15 protein-coding genes are annotated in these 17,770 nt (G+C 31.5%); 7 read left to right on the top strand and 8 right to left on the bottom strand.

Translation table 11 applies throughout. The features are described 5' to 3' along the window. Positions 1 to 8 precede the first annotated feature (8 nt). The 8 genes from uvrA to MKY70_RS28595 form a co-directional block, all read right to left on the bottom strand. Positions 9 to 2,852 (bottom strand): excinuclease ABC subunit UvrA, encoded by a 2,844-nt coding sequence (gene uvrA / locus MKY70_RS28560; RefSeq protein WP_241139314.1) that lies wholly within the window; start codon positions 2,850 to 2,852, stop codon positions 9 to 11. 23 nt (positions 2,853 to 2,875) lie between these two features. Further along, entirely contained in the window at positions 2,876 to 4,711 is a 1,836-nt protein-coding gene (gene uvrB / locus MKY70_RS28565; protein ID WP_149191262.1) for an excinuclease ABC subunit UvrB, read from the bottom strand. 24 nt (positions 4,712 to 4,735) lie between these two features. Further along, a complete protein-coding gene (locus MKY70_RS28570; RefSeq protein WP_341026507.1) occupies positions 4,736 to 6,079 on the bottom strand; it encodes an ATP-binding protein in 1,344 nt (447 codons plus the stop codon). Between the two features lie 9 nt (positions 6,080 to 6,088). Continuing rightward, a complete protein-coding gene (locus MKY70_RS28575; RefSeq protein WP_088031187.1) occupies positions 6,089 to 7,543 on the bottom strand; it encodes a class I adenylate-forming enzyme family protein in 1,455 nt (484 codons plus the stop codon). Between the two features lie 29 nt (positions 7,544 to 7,572). Beyond that, a complete protein-coding gene (locus MKY70_RS28580; protein ID WP_341026511.1) occupies positions 7,573 to 8,517 on the bottom strand; it encodes a hypothetical protein in 945 nt (314 codons plus the stop codon). A gap of 13 nt (positions 8,518 to 8,530) precedes the next feature. Beyond that, positions 8,531 to 8,905: a carboxymuconolactone decarboxylase family protein gene (locus MKY70_RS28585; protein WP_088031189.1), complete on the bottom strand. Its 375-nt coding sequence runs from the start codon at positions 8,903 to 8,905 to the stop codon at positions 8,531 to 8,533. Positions 8,906 to 8,998: 93 nt separating this feature from the next. After that, a complete protein-coding gene (locus MKY70_RS28590; protein WP_341026512.1) occupies positions 8,999 to 10,174 on the bottom strand; it encodes an LL-diaminopimelate aminotransferase in 1,176 nt (391 codons plus the stop codon). A 113-nt stretch (positions 10,175 to 10,287) separates the two neighbouring features. After that, positions 10,288 to 11,211, bottom strand: a complete 924-nt coding sequence (locus MKY70_RS28595; RefSeq protein ID WP_201033394.1) for a 3-oxoacyl-[acyl-carrier-protein] synthase III C-terminal domain-containing protein — start codon at positions 11,209 to 11,211, stop codon at positions 10,288 to 10,290. Positions 11,212 to 11,377: 166 nt separating this feature from the next. Between MKY70_RS28595 and MKY70_RS28600 the strand changes: the two genes are divergently transcribed. From MKY70_RS28600 to MKY70_RS28630, 7 genes are all read left to right on the top strand, one after another. After that, the gene (locus MKY70_RS28600) at positions 11,378 to 12,313 is read left to right on the top strand and encodes a 3-oxoacyl-[acyl-carrier-protein] synthase III C-terminal domain-containing protein (RefSeq protein ID WP_088031192.1); all 936 of its coding nucleotides are present in this window, start codon (positions 11,378 to 11,380) and stop codon (positions 12,311 to 12,313) included. A 16-nt stretch (positions 12,314 to 12,329) separates the two neighbouring features. Continuing rightward, the gene (locus tag MKY70_RS28605) at positions 12,330 to 13,349 is read left to right on the top strand and encodes a hypothetical protein (protein ID WP_201035013.1); all 1,020 of its coding nucleotides are present in this window, start codon (positions 12,330 to 12,332) and stop codon (positions 13,347 to 13,349) included. Further along, complete coding sequence (locus tag MKY70_RS28610; RefSeq protein ID WP_149191268.1) at positions 13,333 to 14,055, top strand: hypothetical protein; 723 nt, start codon at positions 13,333 to 13,335, stop codon at positions 14,053 to 14,055. Before MKY70_RS28605 ends, MKY70_RS28610 begins: the two co-directional genes overlap by 17 nt. Before the next feature lie 126 nt (positions 14,056 to 14,181). Further along, positions 14,182 to 14,748 (top strand): hypothetical protein, encoded by a 567-nt coding sequence (locus MKY70_RS28615; RefSeq protein WP_341026515.1) that lies wholly within the window; start codon positions 14,182 to 14,184, stop codon positions 14,746 to 14,748. Beyond that, positions 14,732 to 15,742 carry a BtrH N-terminal domain-containing protein gene (locus MKY70_RS28620; RefSeq protein ID WP_341074691.1) on the top strand — a complete coding sequence of 337 codons (1,011 nt, stop codon included), beginning with the start codon at positions 14,732 to 14,734 and terminating at the stop codon, positions 15,740 to 15,742. The genes MKY70_RS28615 and MKY70_RS28620 overlap by 17 nt, the downstream gene beginning before the upstream one ends. 81 nt (positions 15,743 to 15,823) lie before the next feature. After that, positions 15,824 to 16,783, top strand: coding sequence for a hypothetical protein (locus MKY70_RS28625; protein ID WP_088031197.1), 960 nt, complete (start codon positions 15,824 to 15,826; stop codon positions 16,781 to 16,783). Positions 16,784 to 16,789: 6 nt separating this feature from the next. Beyond that, the gene (locus tag MKY70_RS28630; protein ID WP_149191271.1) at positions 16,790 to 17,770 is read left to right on the top strand and encodes a YpdA family putative bacillithiol disulfide reductase; all 981 of its coding nucleotides are present in this window, start codon (positions 16,790 to 16,792) and stop codon (positions 17,768 to 17,770) included.

Here is a 17,770-nt window from a genome sequence, read left to right on the forward strand (position 1 = left end):
AATATTTATTAATTATGTTCTAAAAATCCCTTTAAAAATTCCCCTGTAAGCGAACGGGGTACATTACATATTTCCTCAGGAGTCCCTGCAGCTACTACCTGTCCTCCATTTTTCCCTCCATTAGGCCCCATATCAATAATATAGTCTGCTGTTTTAATAACTTCTAAATTATGTTCTACTATCAAGACTGATGATCCCTTTTCTACTAGTTGATGTATAACTTTTAAAAGTCGGTTTATATCTTCTAAATGTAGACCTGTAGTAGGTTCATCAAGGATATATAAGGTTTTACTAGTAGATGTCCTTGATAATTCTGTAGCTAGTTTAATACGTTGTGCTTCTCCACCTGACAAAGTTGTTGCTGGTTGTCCAATTTTCATATAACCTAAACCAACTTTATTTAAGCTGTTTATATATTTTATTATTTTAGGATGATCTTTAAAAAATTCTGTTGCATCTGCTACAGTCATATTTAAAATATCGGAAATATTATTATTTCGATATTGAACATTTAAGGTTTCTTGATTATATCGATGCCCTTGGCAATCATCACAAACAACATAAACATCAGGTAAATAGTGCATTTCAATCTTAACTACCCCATCGCCCTTACAAGTATCGCATCTTCCTCCAGGTACATTAAAACTAAATGCCTTTTTAGTTAATCCCCTTACTTTAGCATCTGGTGTCTTTGCAAATAAATCTCTAATTTCATCAAACATACCTGTATACGTCGCTGGATTAGATCTAGGTGATCTTCCTATCGGTGATTGATCAATATTAATTACTCTATCAATGTGTTCTAAACCACTTATCTCATCAAAATCACCTGGCAGCAATTTATATGCTCTGTGAATTTTTCTAGCTAAATGCTTATATAATATTTCATGGATTAGGGTACTTTTCCCTGAACCTGAAACACCAGTAATACAAGTCAGTAGCCCTAAGGGAATATCGACGTCAATATCTTTCAAATTATTTTCTTTAGCACCTCTAATAGATAAATATTTCCCATTTTCTTTTTTTCTTTCTTTAGGAATCTTTATTTCTTTAGCACCAGATAAATATTGACTAGTTAACGAACCATTTCCTTTTTTAAACGCTTCAGGAGTGTCGGCTGCTACAATTTCTCCACCTTGATTCCCTGCTCCAGGTCCTAGTTCAACTATATAATCCGCTGCTAATATTGTATCTGTATCATGTTCTACAACTATTACCATGTTACCTAATTCTCTTAACTTTTTTAGAGTATTTATTAAACGAATGTTATCTCTTTGATGCAATCCAATGCTGGGTTCATCTAAAACGTATATCACTCCAGATAAAGCCGACCCTATTTGAGTAGCTAATCTAATACGCTGAGCTTCTCCACCAGATAGTGTTTTCGCTTCCCTATCTAAGGTTAAATATTCTAAGCCTACATCCAATAAAAACTGTAATCTACTATTAATTTCCTTAAGTAACCTTTCGGAAATTTCTATTTGTTTTTCAGTAAGAATTTGATTGATATGCTTAAAAAAATTAGCTACATTATCAATAGACATGCTAGATAATTGTGCAATATTTGTATCACCAATATATACAGCTAAACTTGTTTGTTTTAATCTCTTACCACTACAAGATTGACATGTAATGCTAGACATTACTTCTTCTAATTTTTCCTTCACACTGTCCGAATTACTAGCATTGTATCTACGATTTATATTAGGAATTACTCCCTCAAAAGGCGCTGAATGTGTTCGTTGTTTACGCTCTGACTCATATTGAAATAGGATTTCCTCTGTTCCACTTCCATAAAGAAGAATATTCTTATGTTGATCAGAAAGGTTTTTAAATGGCGTTTCTTTAGAAATACCATAATGATTACACACTATATCAATTATATTGTGATACCATTTTGCAGTACTCGTAGCCCAATTTTCAAATACGCCTTCATTTATAGACTTATTCCAATCTGTTATTAACAGCCTTGGATTCACTTGTAAAGTAGCCCCTAACCCATGACATTGTTCACACGCGCCATATGGACTATTAAACGAGAAATTCCTAGGTGTTAGCTCATCAATAGAATAACCACATTCGGAACATGCTTGTAAGCTATTAAAAAAGTATCTGTTTGTTTTTCCATTTTGTTCCAACGTCTCTATTAATACTTGTCCTTTTGCTTCTAACGCAGCTTTTTTGATCGAATCTGTAACCCTTCTTTTATTAGCATGTGAAAAAGTGACCTTATCAATAAGAGCCTCTATTGTATGTTGTTTATTTTTATCTAAAACGATGGGACTAGTAATCTTTAATAATTCGCCATCAACCCTAATTCGAATAAATCTCTTCTGAATAGCTCTCTCAATTACACTCTTGAACTCTCCCTTTTTTCCCTTAATGAGAGGGGCATATATATACAACTCTGTCCCATCTTTTAAATCTTTAAGCTGATTCATCATTTGATCTATTGATTGGGGTTGTATAGGAATATTATGTTCTGGGCAATAAGGAATACCAATAGAAGCAAACAATATTCTCATGTAATCATATATCTCAGTTATCGTTCCAACTGTAGATCGAGGATTCTTATGTATAACTTTTTGCTCAATAGATACTGATGGTGTAAGGCCTTCAATAGAATCTACATCTGGTTTTTCCATTTGTCCTAAAAACTGCCTCGCATACGATGATAAAGAGTCAACATACCTACGATGTCCCTCTGCAAAGATTGTATCAAATGCTAAGGATGATTTTCCTGAGCCACTTAAACCTGAAAACACAGTAAGGCTATTAAAGTCTAAATCTATATCTACACTCTTCAGATTATTAGCCCTTGCTCCCCGAACTTTGATTACCCGGTCAGACATACCTTAATCCTCCTTGTTCCCACTTAACGCTCCTCAGGGATACCTAATAAATTTTTCAAAGAAACAGGTTCTTTTTTTACAATTGTTTTAGGTACAATATTGTTATCTTTGTTATATTGTATTTGAATTTCTCTCCTACGCTCGGTCTCCTCAATAGCACCTTCAATATTATCTTTTATACTATCGGCAAACAGAAGTGCTCTTCCATTAATATTTCTAGCAGCACGACCAATTAGTTGTAATAATGCACTTTTAGATCGAAGGAATCCCCTTTGATCTGCTCCAATTACAGCTACTAGCGATACCTCTGGTAAATCTAACCCTTCTCTTAAAAGATTAATTCCTACAAGCACATCAAAATTACCCATTCTAAAATCTCTAATAATTTCTGATCTCTCTATATTCTCCACTTCAGAATGCAAGTATTCTGCTTTTATTTGTAAGTTATTAATTTCTTTCGTTATTTCTTCTGCTTGTTTTTTGGTTAACGCAATAACTAATACCTTTTCATTTCGACTAATAGTATTTTTTATTTCATTTATTAAAGTCTCAAAGTAATTTTCGCTACTCTTCACTTCAATAACTGGATCGATAAGCCCAGTAGGGCGTATTACTTGTTCCACAAAAACCTCTTTAGAATCTACTTCATGTTTTCCAGGAGTTGCCGACATAGACACCATACATTTCGTATTGTTCATAAATTCTTCAAACTTAGGTGGTCTATTGTCTAGTGATGAAGGTAAACGATATCCATAGTCAATTAAATTTTTCTTTCTAGACTGATCTCCAGCATACATAGCGTGAAACTGCGGTAATGTTACATGAGATTCATCAACTACTGTTAAATATCCATCTTCAAAATAATCCGTCAAGTTAAAACATCTCGACCCTTTTTCTCTATTTTGCATATATAAAGAATAATTTTCGATTCCCATACAATGACCTGTATTCTTTAACAATTCCAGATCATATAATGTACGTTGTTCCAACCTTTCTGCCTCATGAAATTTACCTAAACCTCTTAAAAACTTTAACTGCTCAACTAAATCCTTTTCAATTAAAGGTAGAGCTGTTTCAATTTGTTTTGTTGTAGTAATAAAACTTGTAGCAGCAAAGATATGAACTTCCTCTAGACTATCCACTATCTCTTCAGTAACAGGATGAATAGTAAGGATCTCCTCTAGTTCATCTCCAAAAAATTGTAACCTGATAGCTTCCTGTTTACCCATCGGATAGATATCAATTGATCCCCCACGGATTCTAAATGTTCCAGGCTCAAACTCTATATCATTTCTTTTGTACTGATTATCAATTAGATGCTTAATAACTTGCTCATATGTGTAAACAAAATACCCATCTGGTTTTACAGATAAAACGAAAGAAGTACTATTAAAGTCCTCGGGGGCACTCATTGGATACAAACATGAAATACTGGCTACTACAATGACATCTGTTCGTTTTAATAGACTGGCCATAACAGAATGCCTCATTCTTTCAATTTCACTGTTAATTTTAGAGTCCTTTTCTATAAAGAGATCTTTATGTGGAACATAAGCCTCTGGTTGATAATAATCATAATAACTTACAAAATACTCTACTGCGTTATTAGGGAATAATTCCTTTAATTCGCTCCATAGTTGAGCCACTAATGTTTTATTATGAGCGATAATTAAAGTTTGACGATTAAGTTGATGAATTACATTAGCAATAGTAAATGTCTTTCCGGTACCTGTAGCCCCTTTTAATAACAACCTACTTTTGCCATTCTTTACTCCCGTTACTAGCTTTTCAATGGCTTGTGGCTGATCACCCATAGGTTCCATAGATGATTGGATCTGAAAATCTATCGATTTTCTCATATTGTATCTCCTTTTATTTCTCCTCTAAGTAACATTTAAATTTCCTAATTTATTCTTCAAAATTTTCACCATATCTTCACATTGATTGATAGTTTCACCAAATATAATTGTATATAGCCTCCCTTTCTTATTAATTCCCAAATTCAACGTAGAAAAGCCATTAATAATTACACCATGCTCTTTTTCCTTGGTATATAAAATATCTTTTAGCTCCTCTTTAATTATTTTGAAAGGTACTGTTTTTTCCAAGACAACCTCAAAAGGTATAGCCATAAAGAACGCATGGGGATTGAAAAATCTTTCAATAATATTATTTTGGTATGTTGCCATGTTGAATCTAGCATTTATTTCGACACAAGGGTACAAAAATCCTTTCCTATCAATCATTGCATCAACACCAACTACACCATAAAATCCATCTCTCGCTAATATTTTCCCAATAATTTCATAACTTTCTAGAAGTTCTTTTTCCTGAACTTTTGTTAATTGAACTGGTAATTTATGCCCCAAATGTACACCTTTATGTACCAACGCTTCTCGAACTGATGTAAATTTGACATTCCCTTTTTTATCTATGATGAATTGATAGTTAAGGTCTCTTTCTTTTTCAATCCAATTTTCTAAAATCATTTCTATATTTTCATGTCCCTTTTTTACGGACATCCTTTTTAATAAGTTTAAAATATTTTCAAATTTACTATCTGAATCAATTAGAACCATTCCTTTTCCAGATACTCCCATAGAATCTTTTAAAACTAATGGATTTTCTAAATTTCTTTTTCTAATTTCATGATAATTAAACTCAAGTTCTGAGATAGTATGACTCACTTTTCCTGCTACTTGGCGAAGATCAAATTCATCTGCTAACTTCCAGCTATAAATCTTGCTATTAACCTCACGACATATAGTTGATGCAGGAGTACATAAAGAAATTGAAGTTTGTTGAGATACCTTTTCCTCAATGTTTGATGTACCATATGGTAGTAATGAATACGAATTATCTCTATTAATATTTTGGAGCCTATTAATATTTTTAGTGCTAGATAAAATTGTTTCCGAAATATTATCTGCCGAGTTATCAGAATAGAAATTCAATACATTCGGAACAAATCCTCGAGTTTCTTCTATATATTGTACATAATCCTCATCAATGTCTTCTTTAAGACAAACAATGTCTTCTTTTCCAGCAAGAAATAATGCCATTTCACCTATTTTATTAACCAATGGTTGCGCTTTCGAAATATTACTACCCGGTATTGTAATGATGTTTTCTTTTTTCCAATGCTGTTCTACTTCAACATTACCCAACCATATAAAATTTTTTCCCGATTCACTAAGACTGTTCTTTAGTTCCTTATAGAAAGACATAGTTTCCTCCTAGACTAAATTTTGCAGTTCATTTTTTAAAACCTTTCCATTATTATTACGGGGAATAGCGGATACAAATTTAACAATTTGTGGTATTTTGTAACTAACTAATCTTTCCTCACAAAATTTCACCACAGTTTCCCTTTTTAAATAATCATTAGCAACTACAACTGCTGCTAAAATTTCCGTTCTTTTTTCTAGATTTTTTTTCCCAAATACAGATACATCATATATTTCGGGATGTTGTCGTAGGACATCCTCTACTTCAACTGGATCTACTTTTTTACCTGCTACATCTACAACATCACTTTTTCTTCCTCTTATATATACTTTTCCATCTAGCTCCATTTCACCTAAATCCCCAGTCAAATAATAATTTTGAGATAACCTTTTTTCTAACTCGCCTGGAAGATTATAATATCCCTTCGCCCTTGACTCCGTATATAACGCTACTTCTCCTACTTCTCCTTTTTGTAACTCTTCACCATCATTACCCAAAATTTTCACTTTAACATTATGGAGTGGATATCCTACACTGTTATAGTCATCCGTTTGATTTAAGATTGATAGTCCAGTTTCAGCTACGCCATATAAGTCTGAAATATTAATACTAAACAGCCTTTTGAATTTTCTTTTTATACTTTCATGAAGAATTGTACCTGAAGATACACACATTCTTACATTTTTAAATTGCTTTGTATTTTTTATTCTAGTCATTAAATCATACAAAACTGGAAAAGCCACAAATATAGTAGGTTTCTTATCTAATATAATTTCAACTACTTTTCTTGGGGTTATATTATCATGGAGTAAAATTGTAGCACCAACTCTCAATGGAGCAAGTATTGAGGTATTAAAAGCTAAGCCGTGCGTTAAATATGCGGCACAATATACTATATCATTCGAATTTAAATTAACTGATTCTAACCAATTTGTAGATGCTGCGATTACATTTTTCTCTTCGTACATCATACATTTTGGAATACCTGTCGTTCCCGATGAATAACGGCATGATATTATATTTTCTAATCTCTCCGTCGCAATCTCATTAGACAAATATTTTTGTTGAAGAATAATTAGTGATATATTTCCATATTTATAAATATGTTTTATCTTTTCTACTAAAGGAAAATCATCTATTTCTTCCGTCCTAACAATAAATCCGCCAAGATGAACATGCTTTATTAAGTTGTCTAACTCATTCTCTCGCCATTTATGATCGACTAAATGAGCAACTTTCTTAGCTTTAATAAGTGCATAATAAGAAATGATGAAATCTGGATGATTTTTAATATAAATACCAATTGGATAAGAAAAACCACTTATATCTTGCTCTATTTTTTCACCAATACTATCAAATTCATTTACAAATTGTTTATAGCTTAATTTATAATCTTTATACATTAAAGCTTCTTTATCCGGAAACTTCTCTGCAGATTTATATATGTATTCCAATATCTCCACTTTCTAATCACCTCTGTCATATAATAATGTTATTGCATACATTCTAGATGAAGCGTCCCAATAGTACCTTTAGAACCAGCAAAGATTAGTAGAATATGCATCCCTTTTTTGATTTGTCCTTTTTGATGCATCTCTTTTAGACTATAATACGGATCTGAAGTAGTTAAGTTAGCAGTATTTCGATATTCACGTTGATAAAAATAAAAACCCTTACAATCTAATTTAATTTTATCTATAAAGTTCGAAGAGAAATTTTGTAAAATCACATGGTAGGGCATAATATTTAAATTTTCTTCTTTTATGTGCTTTAACTGCTCTTGAATATGTACAATTAGCTCATCTTCACAATTATTTTCTTCCCTAACATGCCATGAATGAAGATCCCATGAAACAATCTTAAATTGTCCAGTAGTTCTAGAAATTGTAAACGAAGCAGCTCCGTCGCCATAAGGAAATTGATTATGTTTAACACGCATTTGTGGAAGATTACATTTATCAGCACATACTATTTGAAATTCCTGCTTATTATCTTCTATAAACATTTTTGCAATATTTATAGCTGTTAAAGATACAACGGATCCCTGATCTTTGATAGCATAAGGTAGCGCTTGAGATAAATCCCCATGTCTTTTTATATTCATTGCTACAGTTATAGGTTGTGGGAGATTTAAAAATTCATGGCAGTAAACGAGATGTTTAATATTCTCCTTAGATTTTCCGTTTAAAGATTTTCTCACCACATCCCCTGACATTTCCGCAATATTATTATCACTAATTGGGATTGTATACATATATTTTTTAAAGGAATCTAGTCCAAAATCTCTGCTGTCTTGACTAGACTTCTTTTTATACGCTTCAAACATTCCATTAAAATCTGGATTAACCTCTGCTCCTTTTATATCGCACAAATAATCCTTTACAGTCTTATATTTATCTAGATAAAGTACTTCTAAGTTAGAAATATATAACTCCATTCTATAGTCTCTCCTAATTATTATTTTTTTCACTTTCCATTACTTCTTTAATTAAAGACATACCAAAATTAAATGCAGATAATCCTTTAAATAAGAATGCTAGCTTAGCTACATCAAATAACTCGTCCCAACTAGCGCCAGCTCTTCTTGAGGCAATTAAGTGCACCTTAGCCCCAGGTGCAGCTAGCATAAGTAACATACCAAATAACATTATTTGTACATATTTTTCTGGAATATACTTTGATTCCATGCTATTTTTTCTAAACATTTCATGTAATTCAAGCTCTTCTGGCCTAACTTGAAGAGTCACCTCATGCCTAGCCTCAGTTGGAGCTGGAATAAAACCAAATAGATTTTGATAAATTTGATTAATATCATTCATATTCATATATAACCCTCCAAATTTTTAATAATTAGAAATAGATGAGTTGTATTTTTTATTATATTGGTATTAAATATTAATAAAACTATTTTATAGTGTTTATTTTTGAATATAGATATTTTCATTAATTGACTTAATTGCTCTATGGAGCTGTTCTTCTTCAACATTTAAGGAAATCCTTATAAATCCTTCTCCATAACCTCCAAATCCTACACCTGGAGTCATCAAAACCCCCGCCTTTTCTAATAACATCTTACAAAATTCCATAGAACTATTATTATTTGGTACTTTCACCCAAATAAAGTACCCTGCTTTAGGCACCTGAATTTCCCAACCAAGAGGCTCTAATCCTCTTTTAAGGATATTCATACGCTCTAAATAACGCTCTTTGATTTCTTTAGGAACTTCGTTATAAGAATCTAGTGCAAATGAAGCTGCTTTTTGGATAGCTCCAAATACACCTGAATCTACAAATGCTTTCGTTTTGGCTATATTATCTATAACTTCTGCATTCCCAACCACCATTCCAATGCGCCAACCAGTCATACAAAATGTTTTTGAAAAGGAATGAAATTCCACCCCTATCTCCTTAGCTCCTTTTGCTTTTAAAAAACTAGGCGCTACATAATTACCAAAAGAAACTTCTGAGTATGCAGCATCATGTGCGACTATGATATTATTTTTCTTTGCAAACTCTACTGCTCGCTCAAAATCCTCAACACCTGCCACCGCACCAGTAGGATTATTAGGATAGTTTAAAAACATTAATTTTGCTTTTTTAGCTACCCTAGGAGAAACGTTAGAGAAATCCGGAAAAAAATTATTCTTTTCTAGTAAAGGTAGCTCCTCTACTTCCCCTCCAGCAAGAGCCACTCCACCTGCATATGCTGGATAACCAGGATTAGGAACTAATGCTATTTCTCCCGGATCTATATATGAAAGCGATATATGAGATAATCCTTCCTTTGAACCCACTAAAATCAATACTTCTTTCTCCGGATCTATATCCACACCAAACCGCCTTTTATACCACTCGGAAATTGTGATTTTTAACTGATCAATACCGCGAAATGGAGGATATCGATGCGTTTCATATTCAGATAAAACTTCTTTCATTTTTTCGACAATGTGACTTTGTGTTGGAAAATTAGGATCTCCCACACTTAGATCGATAACAGGATATCCTTCCTTTACTCTCTTTTGTTTCATATTCTCAAGATGTGCAAATAAATAACTAGGCAAATTAGATACTCTATTCGAAATTTTGAAATTCATCTAACTCCTCCGAATTTTTAGATTTTTTTATGTTATTTTAGTAAAATTATAATAGTATATTTTACCAAAATACATAAAATCTATGTTAATCCCACGTGATTTATATATTAATATTATTTTCTCATTAGAACACTACCATAAGCACCTCCAAGGCCCACACTTAACATTAAATAATATGAATCCTTTGGGATATCAAATTCATATAAGGAATCCTGAAGATTAAGTAATAAGTCACAACCGCTAACATGCCCTAATTTAGCTATATTGTTTGTATATATATTTTCAAACGGGATGTTTAAAGAACGTGAGGCTAACTCCCAAGTATCAAAATTCACATTATGCGGGATTATGAGTTTAATATCTTGTAAATTAATATTGGATTTTTTCTCTGTCAATTTAAGTATTTTCTTTATACCCAAAAAATATGACATTTGAAACCAACGGTATGATTGATCATCCCATTCCCCAAAACTTGATACTTTAGAGTCTACAAATTGATTAACACATATGATTTTATTACTATCACCCTGAGAAGATATTAAACATGCTGCTGCCCCATCGGAGAATACAGTCATGTCCTCAATTTTTCGCATTGAATCAGTATACATCTTCTCAGCAAATAGTAGCAAAATATATTTTTTGTTGGAATTTTCAAGTAATTTAGTCGCTATTTCAATAGCTGTTATTGGTGTTACACAATTCAAATCTGAAATTGTAAATGCTGGGATATCCCCTAAATCAAATTCTTTTTTTAACTTCTCTAAAAACACGTTACCATCAGGATGACTTTGCATGGCATGTCCATATATAATTCCCCCTAAATCATCAGGGATTATTTTGTTAGTTTCAAATAAATCTTTAACTGATTTTTTCACCATACTATATGACGTCTCTGTACCAGAATCCATAATATATCTTAACTTATGAAAATCCGTTATTCTCTCATATTCTTTATCACTTAGTCCAACTGATTCTTTAATATCATAAATATCTACTCTCTTTTCTGGTCTATACGTGGAAATCTTATGCAAATACATTAAATACACCTCTTTTAATAAAATTTAAACTTATAATAACTCAATAAATGTATTTTTTTAAGAATATTCAGTATTTTTAACATGTCATTAACTTTAGATTGATGTAGTTAAATATGGTATTTATTGTACCTTAGCTTTAATAATAAATACTATTAGGAGGAACTAGATGAGGATAGGCATTCAGGGAATCGGTATTTACGTTCCTAACAATCGCGTAAATTTAAAAGAATTAGCAAGTACCTTATATTTATCTGAAAATGAACTTGATGTACTAATGAATACTCATCACTTAAAAGAAGTAGCTGTTGAAACTGAAAAAAATGCTAATGAGATGTTAATTGCGGCTATAGAGAACCTTATGTTGCACAATAAAATTGATTCAACAGATGTTGGGTTAATTTTATTTACCCATACAATCTTGCAATTTTCACCTTTTCTATCTGAACCACTTCTAGCTATTAAAGATCAATTTGGCTTTCATAATGCACACAGTATGTCAGTAGCAAATCTGAATTGTGCAGGAATGGATTTTTTACTATCTCTCTCCCATACATGGCTACTAAATAATAATCACGCAAAAAGTGTCTTAATTTTAACAAGTGATAAAACATTTGTAGAAGACTTTAGGTATCTCAAGGAAAGTTCTGTAATGGGAGATGCTGCTTGTGCCGTCTTGGTTTCAAAAGGTTCACAGCAAAATCAAATCATCGCATCTAATATTAATGTAGATGCTACTATTTTTAATGGGGAAGCATCTGCTCCAGAGGAATTTGATTGGTTTCTAAAAAGTGTCTCAACAGGAATAATAAAAAATCTAAAGTCCCTTTTAAAAGACGCTAATTTCAATTCAGATGATATCACTCTAATTATTCCAAGTAATATAAACTTCCCAACTTGGAGTAACATAGGAAAAATTTTAAAAATACCTATTGAGAAATTCTATTTCCCTACTTTATCTAATACTGGACATGCACATAATTCTGATCCTATTCTTAATCTTCACCATGCAATATATTCAAAAAAAATTCATCCAGGAGATTATTATGTAACATTAACTGCTGGAATAGGTGGTACTTTTGGATGTACCTTATTCAAATGTTAATCAAGAGGTGTAATTCATGAACTCAAATATATTCATTTCGAACATAACAACTTATGTTCCCAATTCTCGCAAAATACAAAAAAATAATCTTATAAATCAAGAGAATATTATTAAGAAATTTGAATCTCAAAAACGGAAATTCCCATTATATTCTTTGAACAAAGAATACGGATTAGATAATAATTATGATGGAACAAATTTACAGTTTATTCTTCCAAATAATTCACTGCCAATATCTTTAAATGAAACTTCTTCTGATTTGGCATTAGAAGCAACAAAAAAATTAGTGGGTAAAACATCAAAAAGAGACCCCTTATACTTTGCATATTGTCATGATACAAACGAGCCTAGTATCTATTTAACTCCTGCTTTAAAAGTGAAAAAAAAACTGAAGTTAAAAGGTTCTATACCCTTCTCGATAAGTCACCAAGGTTCTGCTGCTTTTACTAGTTCTATATTTCTGTTAGATACTTTGCACAAGCAAAATTCAAAAAAGACATTTTCTATCATTACTACTACTGATCAAGTATGTCCACCCCACCCTAGAATTTTTTTCAACTCTTATCCTAAGGGAGATAGTTCTGCTTCCTGTATTTTTAGTAAAGACAATGGACAGTATCGCATTATTGACTACACTTTACATTCTTTTTCTTCAACTCCTACACCGCTAAGGTGGAGTATAACAGATTATAATTTATTTGAAGAAAAATTGATTTCTATTACAAGCAAATTATTAGATGAATTTATTAATACCCATGCCATAAAATGGATAATCGCACAAAATTTGAGTGAATATTTCATTGAAGCATTAGAAATGTATACTCAAAAAAACGAACTAAAACTCTTCAAAAGGACCATTGCTACTAGCAGTAATCTTCTGACTAGTGATTGTTTAGTTTCATTAGAGCAAGCTGAACAAACTGGCGTTTTAGATGCTAATGATAACATTTTATTACTACAAGTTGGTCCGCTTTCACATATTGGACTATTACTATTAAAAAAAGAGAGAGCTGATAATTTTGTCTATCTTAAATAATTTAGATTTAATTCCAATAGATTCTTTACGATTTCATGAAGATCACGACCCACATAGATTGAAACGTATTACAAATGACATTCATAGCCTAAAATATTTAAATAATCCTCCTATGGTAACTGTCTGTCATGATAATACCTATTTAATATTAGATGGATTACACAGGGCTAAATCTTTAATAGAGATGAATATCAATAACATTATAGTACAAAAAGTAGACTTGGATCATCCTAAACTTAAAATTCTATCATGGACACATGTCATACCTGATTATATAGAAATCATTAATAATAATTATTATGCTAAAGAGGTTCCGATGTTTACTTTATTTCGTTCTAATCAAACTACAGTATTTCTAGGACCAAAATCTTTAAAATTACGTTTAGAAATACTTCACAAAATATCTTCAAGTTATTTAAATAAAGATGAAATTGAAAGACTTCCAGAACCGCCAGACTTTTTAGAACCTGGTAAACAGTATCTTTCTTTTCAGCCTTTTACATTAGAAGAATTTAAGGAATTGAGAGACTATCATTATATTACCCCACCAGGAATGACTCGATTATTAATTCCAGATCGATTATTAAACCTAAAAATGCCCTTACATCTTTTAGATCAAAAAGATGACGAATCTTTCCAAAAGAAAATACTTTCTTATAAACATCGCCTAAGAAAATATACAGAAGATGTCTATATACTCGAATAGAATTACTTTTACATTTCTTAATTGAATAATACGCTAACGTTTTCTTAACAAATGATTTATGGTCCACATAGACAAAAGTATTATAAGCTCATGTTAATAACTATTGTAAAAAGTGAGGGATTTATATTGAAAGATTACCACCTTAATTTAAGTGATTTATTTAATAATCATGGTATTCTTGGTGAAAATGAACCTATTAGTGATAGTAGTTTTAGCTTAGGAATTTCATTTTATCCAGCAGAACATCTCCCTAAATACGGAGAAAAATTCCATTGGGAAAATACTTCATTTCTTTTTCCAACGAAGACTAGTGAGGGTTTCGATAATTTAACTTTAGATTATCAAACTATTCAAGTTCCTAAAGGGAAATTTACTGACCTCTATATACTTGGTTCTTCAAATAATGGTAACTTTTATGATGATGTTCAACTCCTATTTAATAACAAAACAGTTTATACATTTAAATTAGCATTAACAGAATTTGTTTCAGAAACCTCCTGGTTTGGGGATCCAATTATTTTAGAATGTCCTTTTACTAGAAACAAAAATCTTGATTTATTCAGCTTACAACCCAAGATATATTGTCATCAGGAACAACTGCCTTCTAATATTGCTTTCGATGAAATTAAATTAGGTAGCAATCCCTTTATCCATATATTCTCAATTACATTAAGAGGTGAAACAATTGAATAAATCCAAACTATTTACTCATCCCTATCATAATTGCTTAACTATGACGGTTACAGGAGTAATTCATGAAGAGGTAGAAATTGAAGGCCTGTGGTTTCTTAGTCAACTCTATACTATTAAACGTCCAGATAACTCGGTAAGGTTTATACCTAGAATGAGTTTTTTTAACGAAGAGATTTCTGAATTTTCTAACCTAGTACCTGAACATAAAACATTTTCCAACTTTAATGATTACAGGGAAAGTTTAGATTCTACCCTCGATAAGGGGATACAAGTAATTGCGCCAGTCGATACTTTCTTTCTCCCTTACTCATCTAGATACCAAGTTCAACATAATTTTCACTGGATGGAAATTTGGAAAAAAGAAGAGTCTAATTATAAATTAATCGATCATTACTATCATTTCGTAGGCGATCTGAGTGAAGAAGATCTTCAAAAAGCTGTCGAAGGATCTAAAGAACTGTTACAACCATCAAGTTATCAGTATTATTCTTTAAGTACTAAAAATTATAAGTCTTTTGCTAAGCAATCATATCAAAAATCTATAAATATAAACCTAACGAGCCTTCTTTCTACTGACCAAGTTGGTTTGCCCGTGTCATATAAGATTTTTGATGAATCCTATATCTTCTCACAAGGATTAGACGTCTTTAAAGATATTTATCATAAGTTAAATTCAATCAATCAAGATATGGACGAAGAATTACGTCAAGTAACTCTCGAGGAGCTCTATGAAGACTTTAATGAATTGGGAAATTCTCGATATGTATTTGGAGAATTTCTCGAGAAATATGATACCTCAAAAGAAACAACTACTTTGGTACAAATCCTTACAGATTTAGCACAAGAATACAAGATTTGTGCTAACCTAGCACTTCGTAATGTTGTACGTAATGATCACTTCTCACAAAAGGTTTTTGATAGGGTATCTCAATTGAAAGAAAAAGAAGAACAATATATTAAACAGCTTATAAAATTATCCAGTAGTATTAATTAGTACTATATATTTGATTACTTAGTTCTCTATCCCTCTTCATTAAAACTATCTAATATGACTAAGCTGTAAAAGGAGTATAAAATGAAGAAATTAAAAATAGCACATATGGATAATCAGCTCGCAGATTGTATTACAGTATATTGTATGGCTGCCTTAAAAGGTTTGGGTAAAGTTAATTTTCAAGAAGTAACAGGATCTTTTTGGCGTTTTAATTATAAAAAAGATCCCCTGATTTTCTTCTCATTAAGTCTATTTAATTCACCATTTGAAAGAAATAGACTTCTTAATGATTATTTTAATATTCAACTTACGGCTATAGAGGAACCTATAGTAGACTATCATCAAATAATTATTTCCTCTCTTAGTAAAACTAGATTACCAATGGTTTTTATTGATAGGTTTGACTTGCCACATGATAATATATGCTTTCAAAAGTTTCATGAAAATCACTATTTACTTATTAGAGGATATGATCCTATTAATCAGGAGTATCATATTGTAGATTTTTTCACTACACCTTCCTTTACTAAAGTTAATCGTAATATTATTGAAGAATCTATAAAAAAGGCATTCCATATAGAACACCCTATGATTATTGCTAGCATCGAAAAAATTGAACATACTTTTAACCAAAATACACTAACTGAATTAATTCAATCAAACTACAAACATATGACACAAAAAAATTCTAACTCTTCTGGCTTATTAGGAGTTGAAAGTTTATATACGGATTTGGAGAAAAGAGATGACTATTTGCAAGATTATATAAAGGTAATAAATCTTTTTTCTAAACTAAAGCATATGGGATCTTATAGAGCTCAACATGCAGATTTTATTAATACTTATTTTGGACATCCTGTATTAGAAAATGCATTCCACGAATTAGATCACAAATGGAAATTGGTTGCAAATTATATATTAAAAGCCCATCTGACTAAAAACGATACACTAATTAGTCGTTCATTAAATACTTTGCAAGAAATCATCCAAATAAAAAAAGAAATATTACCCTTATATGAACAACTAACTAAAGGAGAGTAATTATAAATGAAGGATCTTATTATCATTGGAGCTGGCCCCTGTGGTCTTGCTGCAGCTGTAGAAGCTCATAAATCTAAACTTGATTACCTAGTTATTGAAAAAGGCTGTATTGTAAATACTATTTCTAAATTCCCTACATATGTTACGCTTTTTGGACCTCCTGAAGATTTTGAAATAGATTCTATTCCTTTCTCTTTAAAGTATGGTCCCCCAACAAAACAAGACTCGATGAGATATTACTATAAGGTTTCCAAATATTTTAATTTGAATATTAAACAATATGAAGAGGTTTTAGATGTCTCTTCAGTTAATAAAATGACTCAAACGTCTTATGAAATCCGTACGGATAAAGGAATCTATCATACAAAAAATGTTGTTTTTGCCACAGGCTTCTTTGATAATCCTAGAAATTTAAATATCCCTGGAGAAGACTTGAACAAAGTAAAAAACTATTTTACAGAATCTCATCCATATTCTAATCAAAATGTTGTTGTTGTTGGAACAGGACACTCTGGTTTGGAGGCCATAATGGATTTACTAACTGTGGATGCAAAGGTTACTCTTGTCCACAGAGGATCGAATCTCAGTTATACACCAAAAAGGTGGATGTTGGCATCTGTACGAAAGGCTATAGATGAAGGAAAAGTTACTGCCTATTTTAATTCTAACATACAAGAGGTTACAGAAAATACTGTAACTATCAATACTCCAGATGGCGTAAAACATATTAAAAATGATTTTGTGTTAAAGCTCATTGGATTCCAACCTAACTATGTTCCACTCCAATCACTTGGGGTTGAGTTCGACGAAGTTACAAATATACCAAAATACAACAAAGACTCTTTAGAAACAAATATCCAAGGTATATATTGTTGTGGTGTGGTCGCTGGAGGATCCGATGTTAATACTATCACTATTTCAGACGGACGCTTTCATGGCGAAAAAATAATTCAGAGTATCTTAAATAAAAATAAATTATATATTTAA

The organism is Bacillus sp. FSL R9-9492 (assembly GCF_038007365.1).
In the GTDB taxonomy this organism is placed as follows: Bacteria; Bacillota; Bacilli; order Bacillales; family Bacillaceae_G; genus Bacillus_A; species Bacillus_A mycoides.

Bases quoted from the DNA above. Each gene is read 5' to 3' on its own strand.
- uvrA (WP_241139314.1), bottom strand. From the start codon at position 2,852: ATGTCTGACCGGGTAATCAAAGTTCGGGGAGCAAGGGCTAATAATCTG.
- uvrB (WP_149191262.1), bottom strand. From the start codon at position 4,711: ATGAGAAAATCGATAGATTTTCAGATCCAATCATCTATGGAACCTATG.
- MKY70_RS28570 (WP_341026507.1), bottom strand. From the start codon at position 6,079: ATGTCTTTCTATAAGGAACTAAAGAACAGTCTTAGTGAATCGGGAAAA.
- MKY70_RS28580 (WP_341026511.1), bottom strand. From the start codon at position 8,517: ATGGAGTTATATATTTCTAACTTAGAAGTACTTTATCTAGATAAATAT.
- MKY70_RS28585 (WP_088031189.1), bottom strand. From the start codon at position 8,905: ATGAATATGAATGATATTAATCAAATTTATCAAAATCTATTTGGTTTT.
- MKY70_RS28590 (WP_341026512.1), bottom strand. From the start codon at position 10,174: ATGAATTTCAAAATTTCGAATAGAGTATCTAATTTGCCTAGTTATTTA.
- MKY70_RS28595 (WP_201033394.1), bottom strand. From the start codon at position 11,211: ATGTATTTGCATAAGATTTCCACGTATAGACCAGAAAAGAGAGTAGAT.
- MKY70_RS28600 (WP_088031192.1), top strand. From the start codon at position 11,378: ATGAGGATAGGCATTCAGGGAATCGGTATTTACGTTCCTAACAATCGC.
- MKY70_RS28605 (WP_201035013.1), top strand. From the start codon at position 12,330: ATGAACTCAAATATATTCATTTCGAACATAACAACTTATGTTCCCAAT.
- MKY70_RS28625 (WP_088031197.1), top strand. From the start codon at position 15,824: ATGAAGAAATTAAAAATAGCACATATGGATAATCAGCTCGCAGATTGT.
- MKY70_RS28630 (WP_149191271.1), top strand. From the start codon at position 16,790: ATGAAGGATCTTATTATCATTGGAGCTGGCCCCTGTGGTCTTGCTGCA.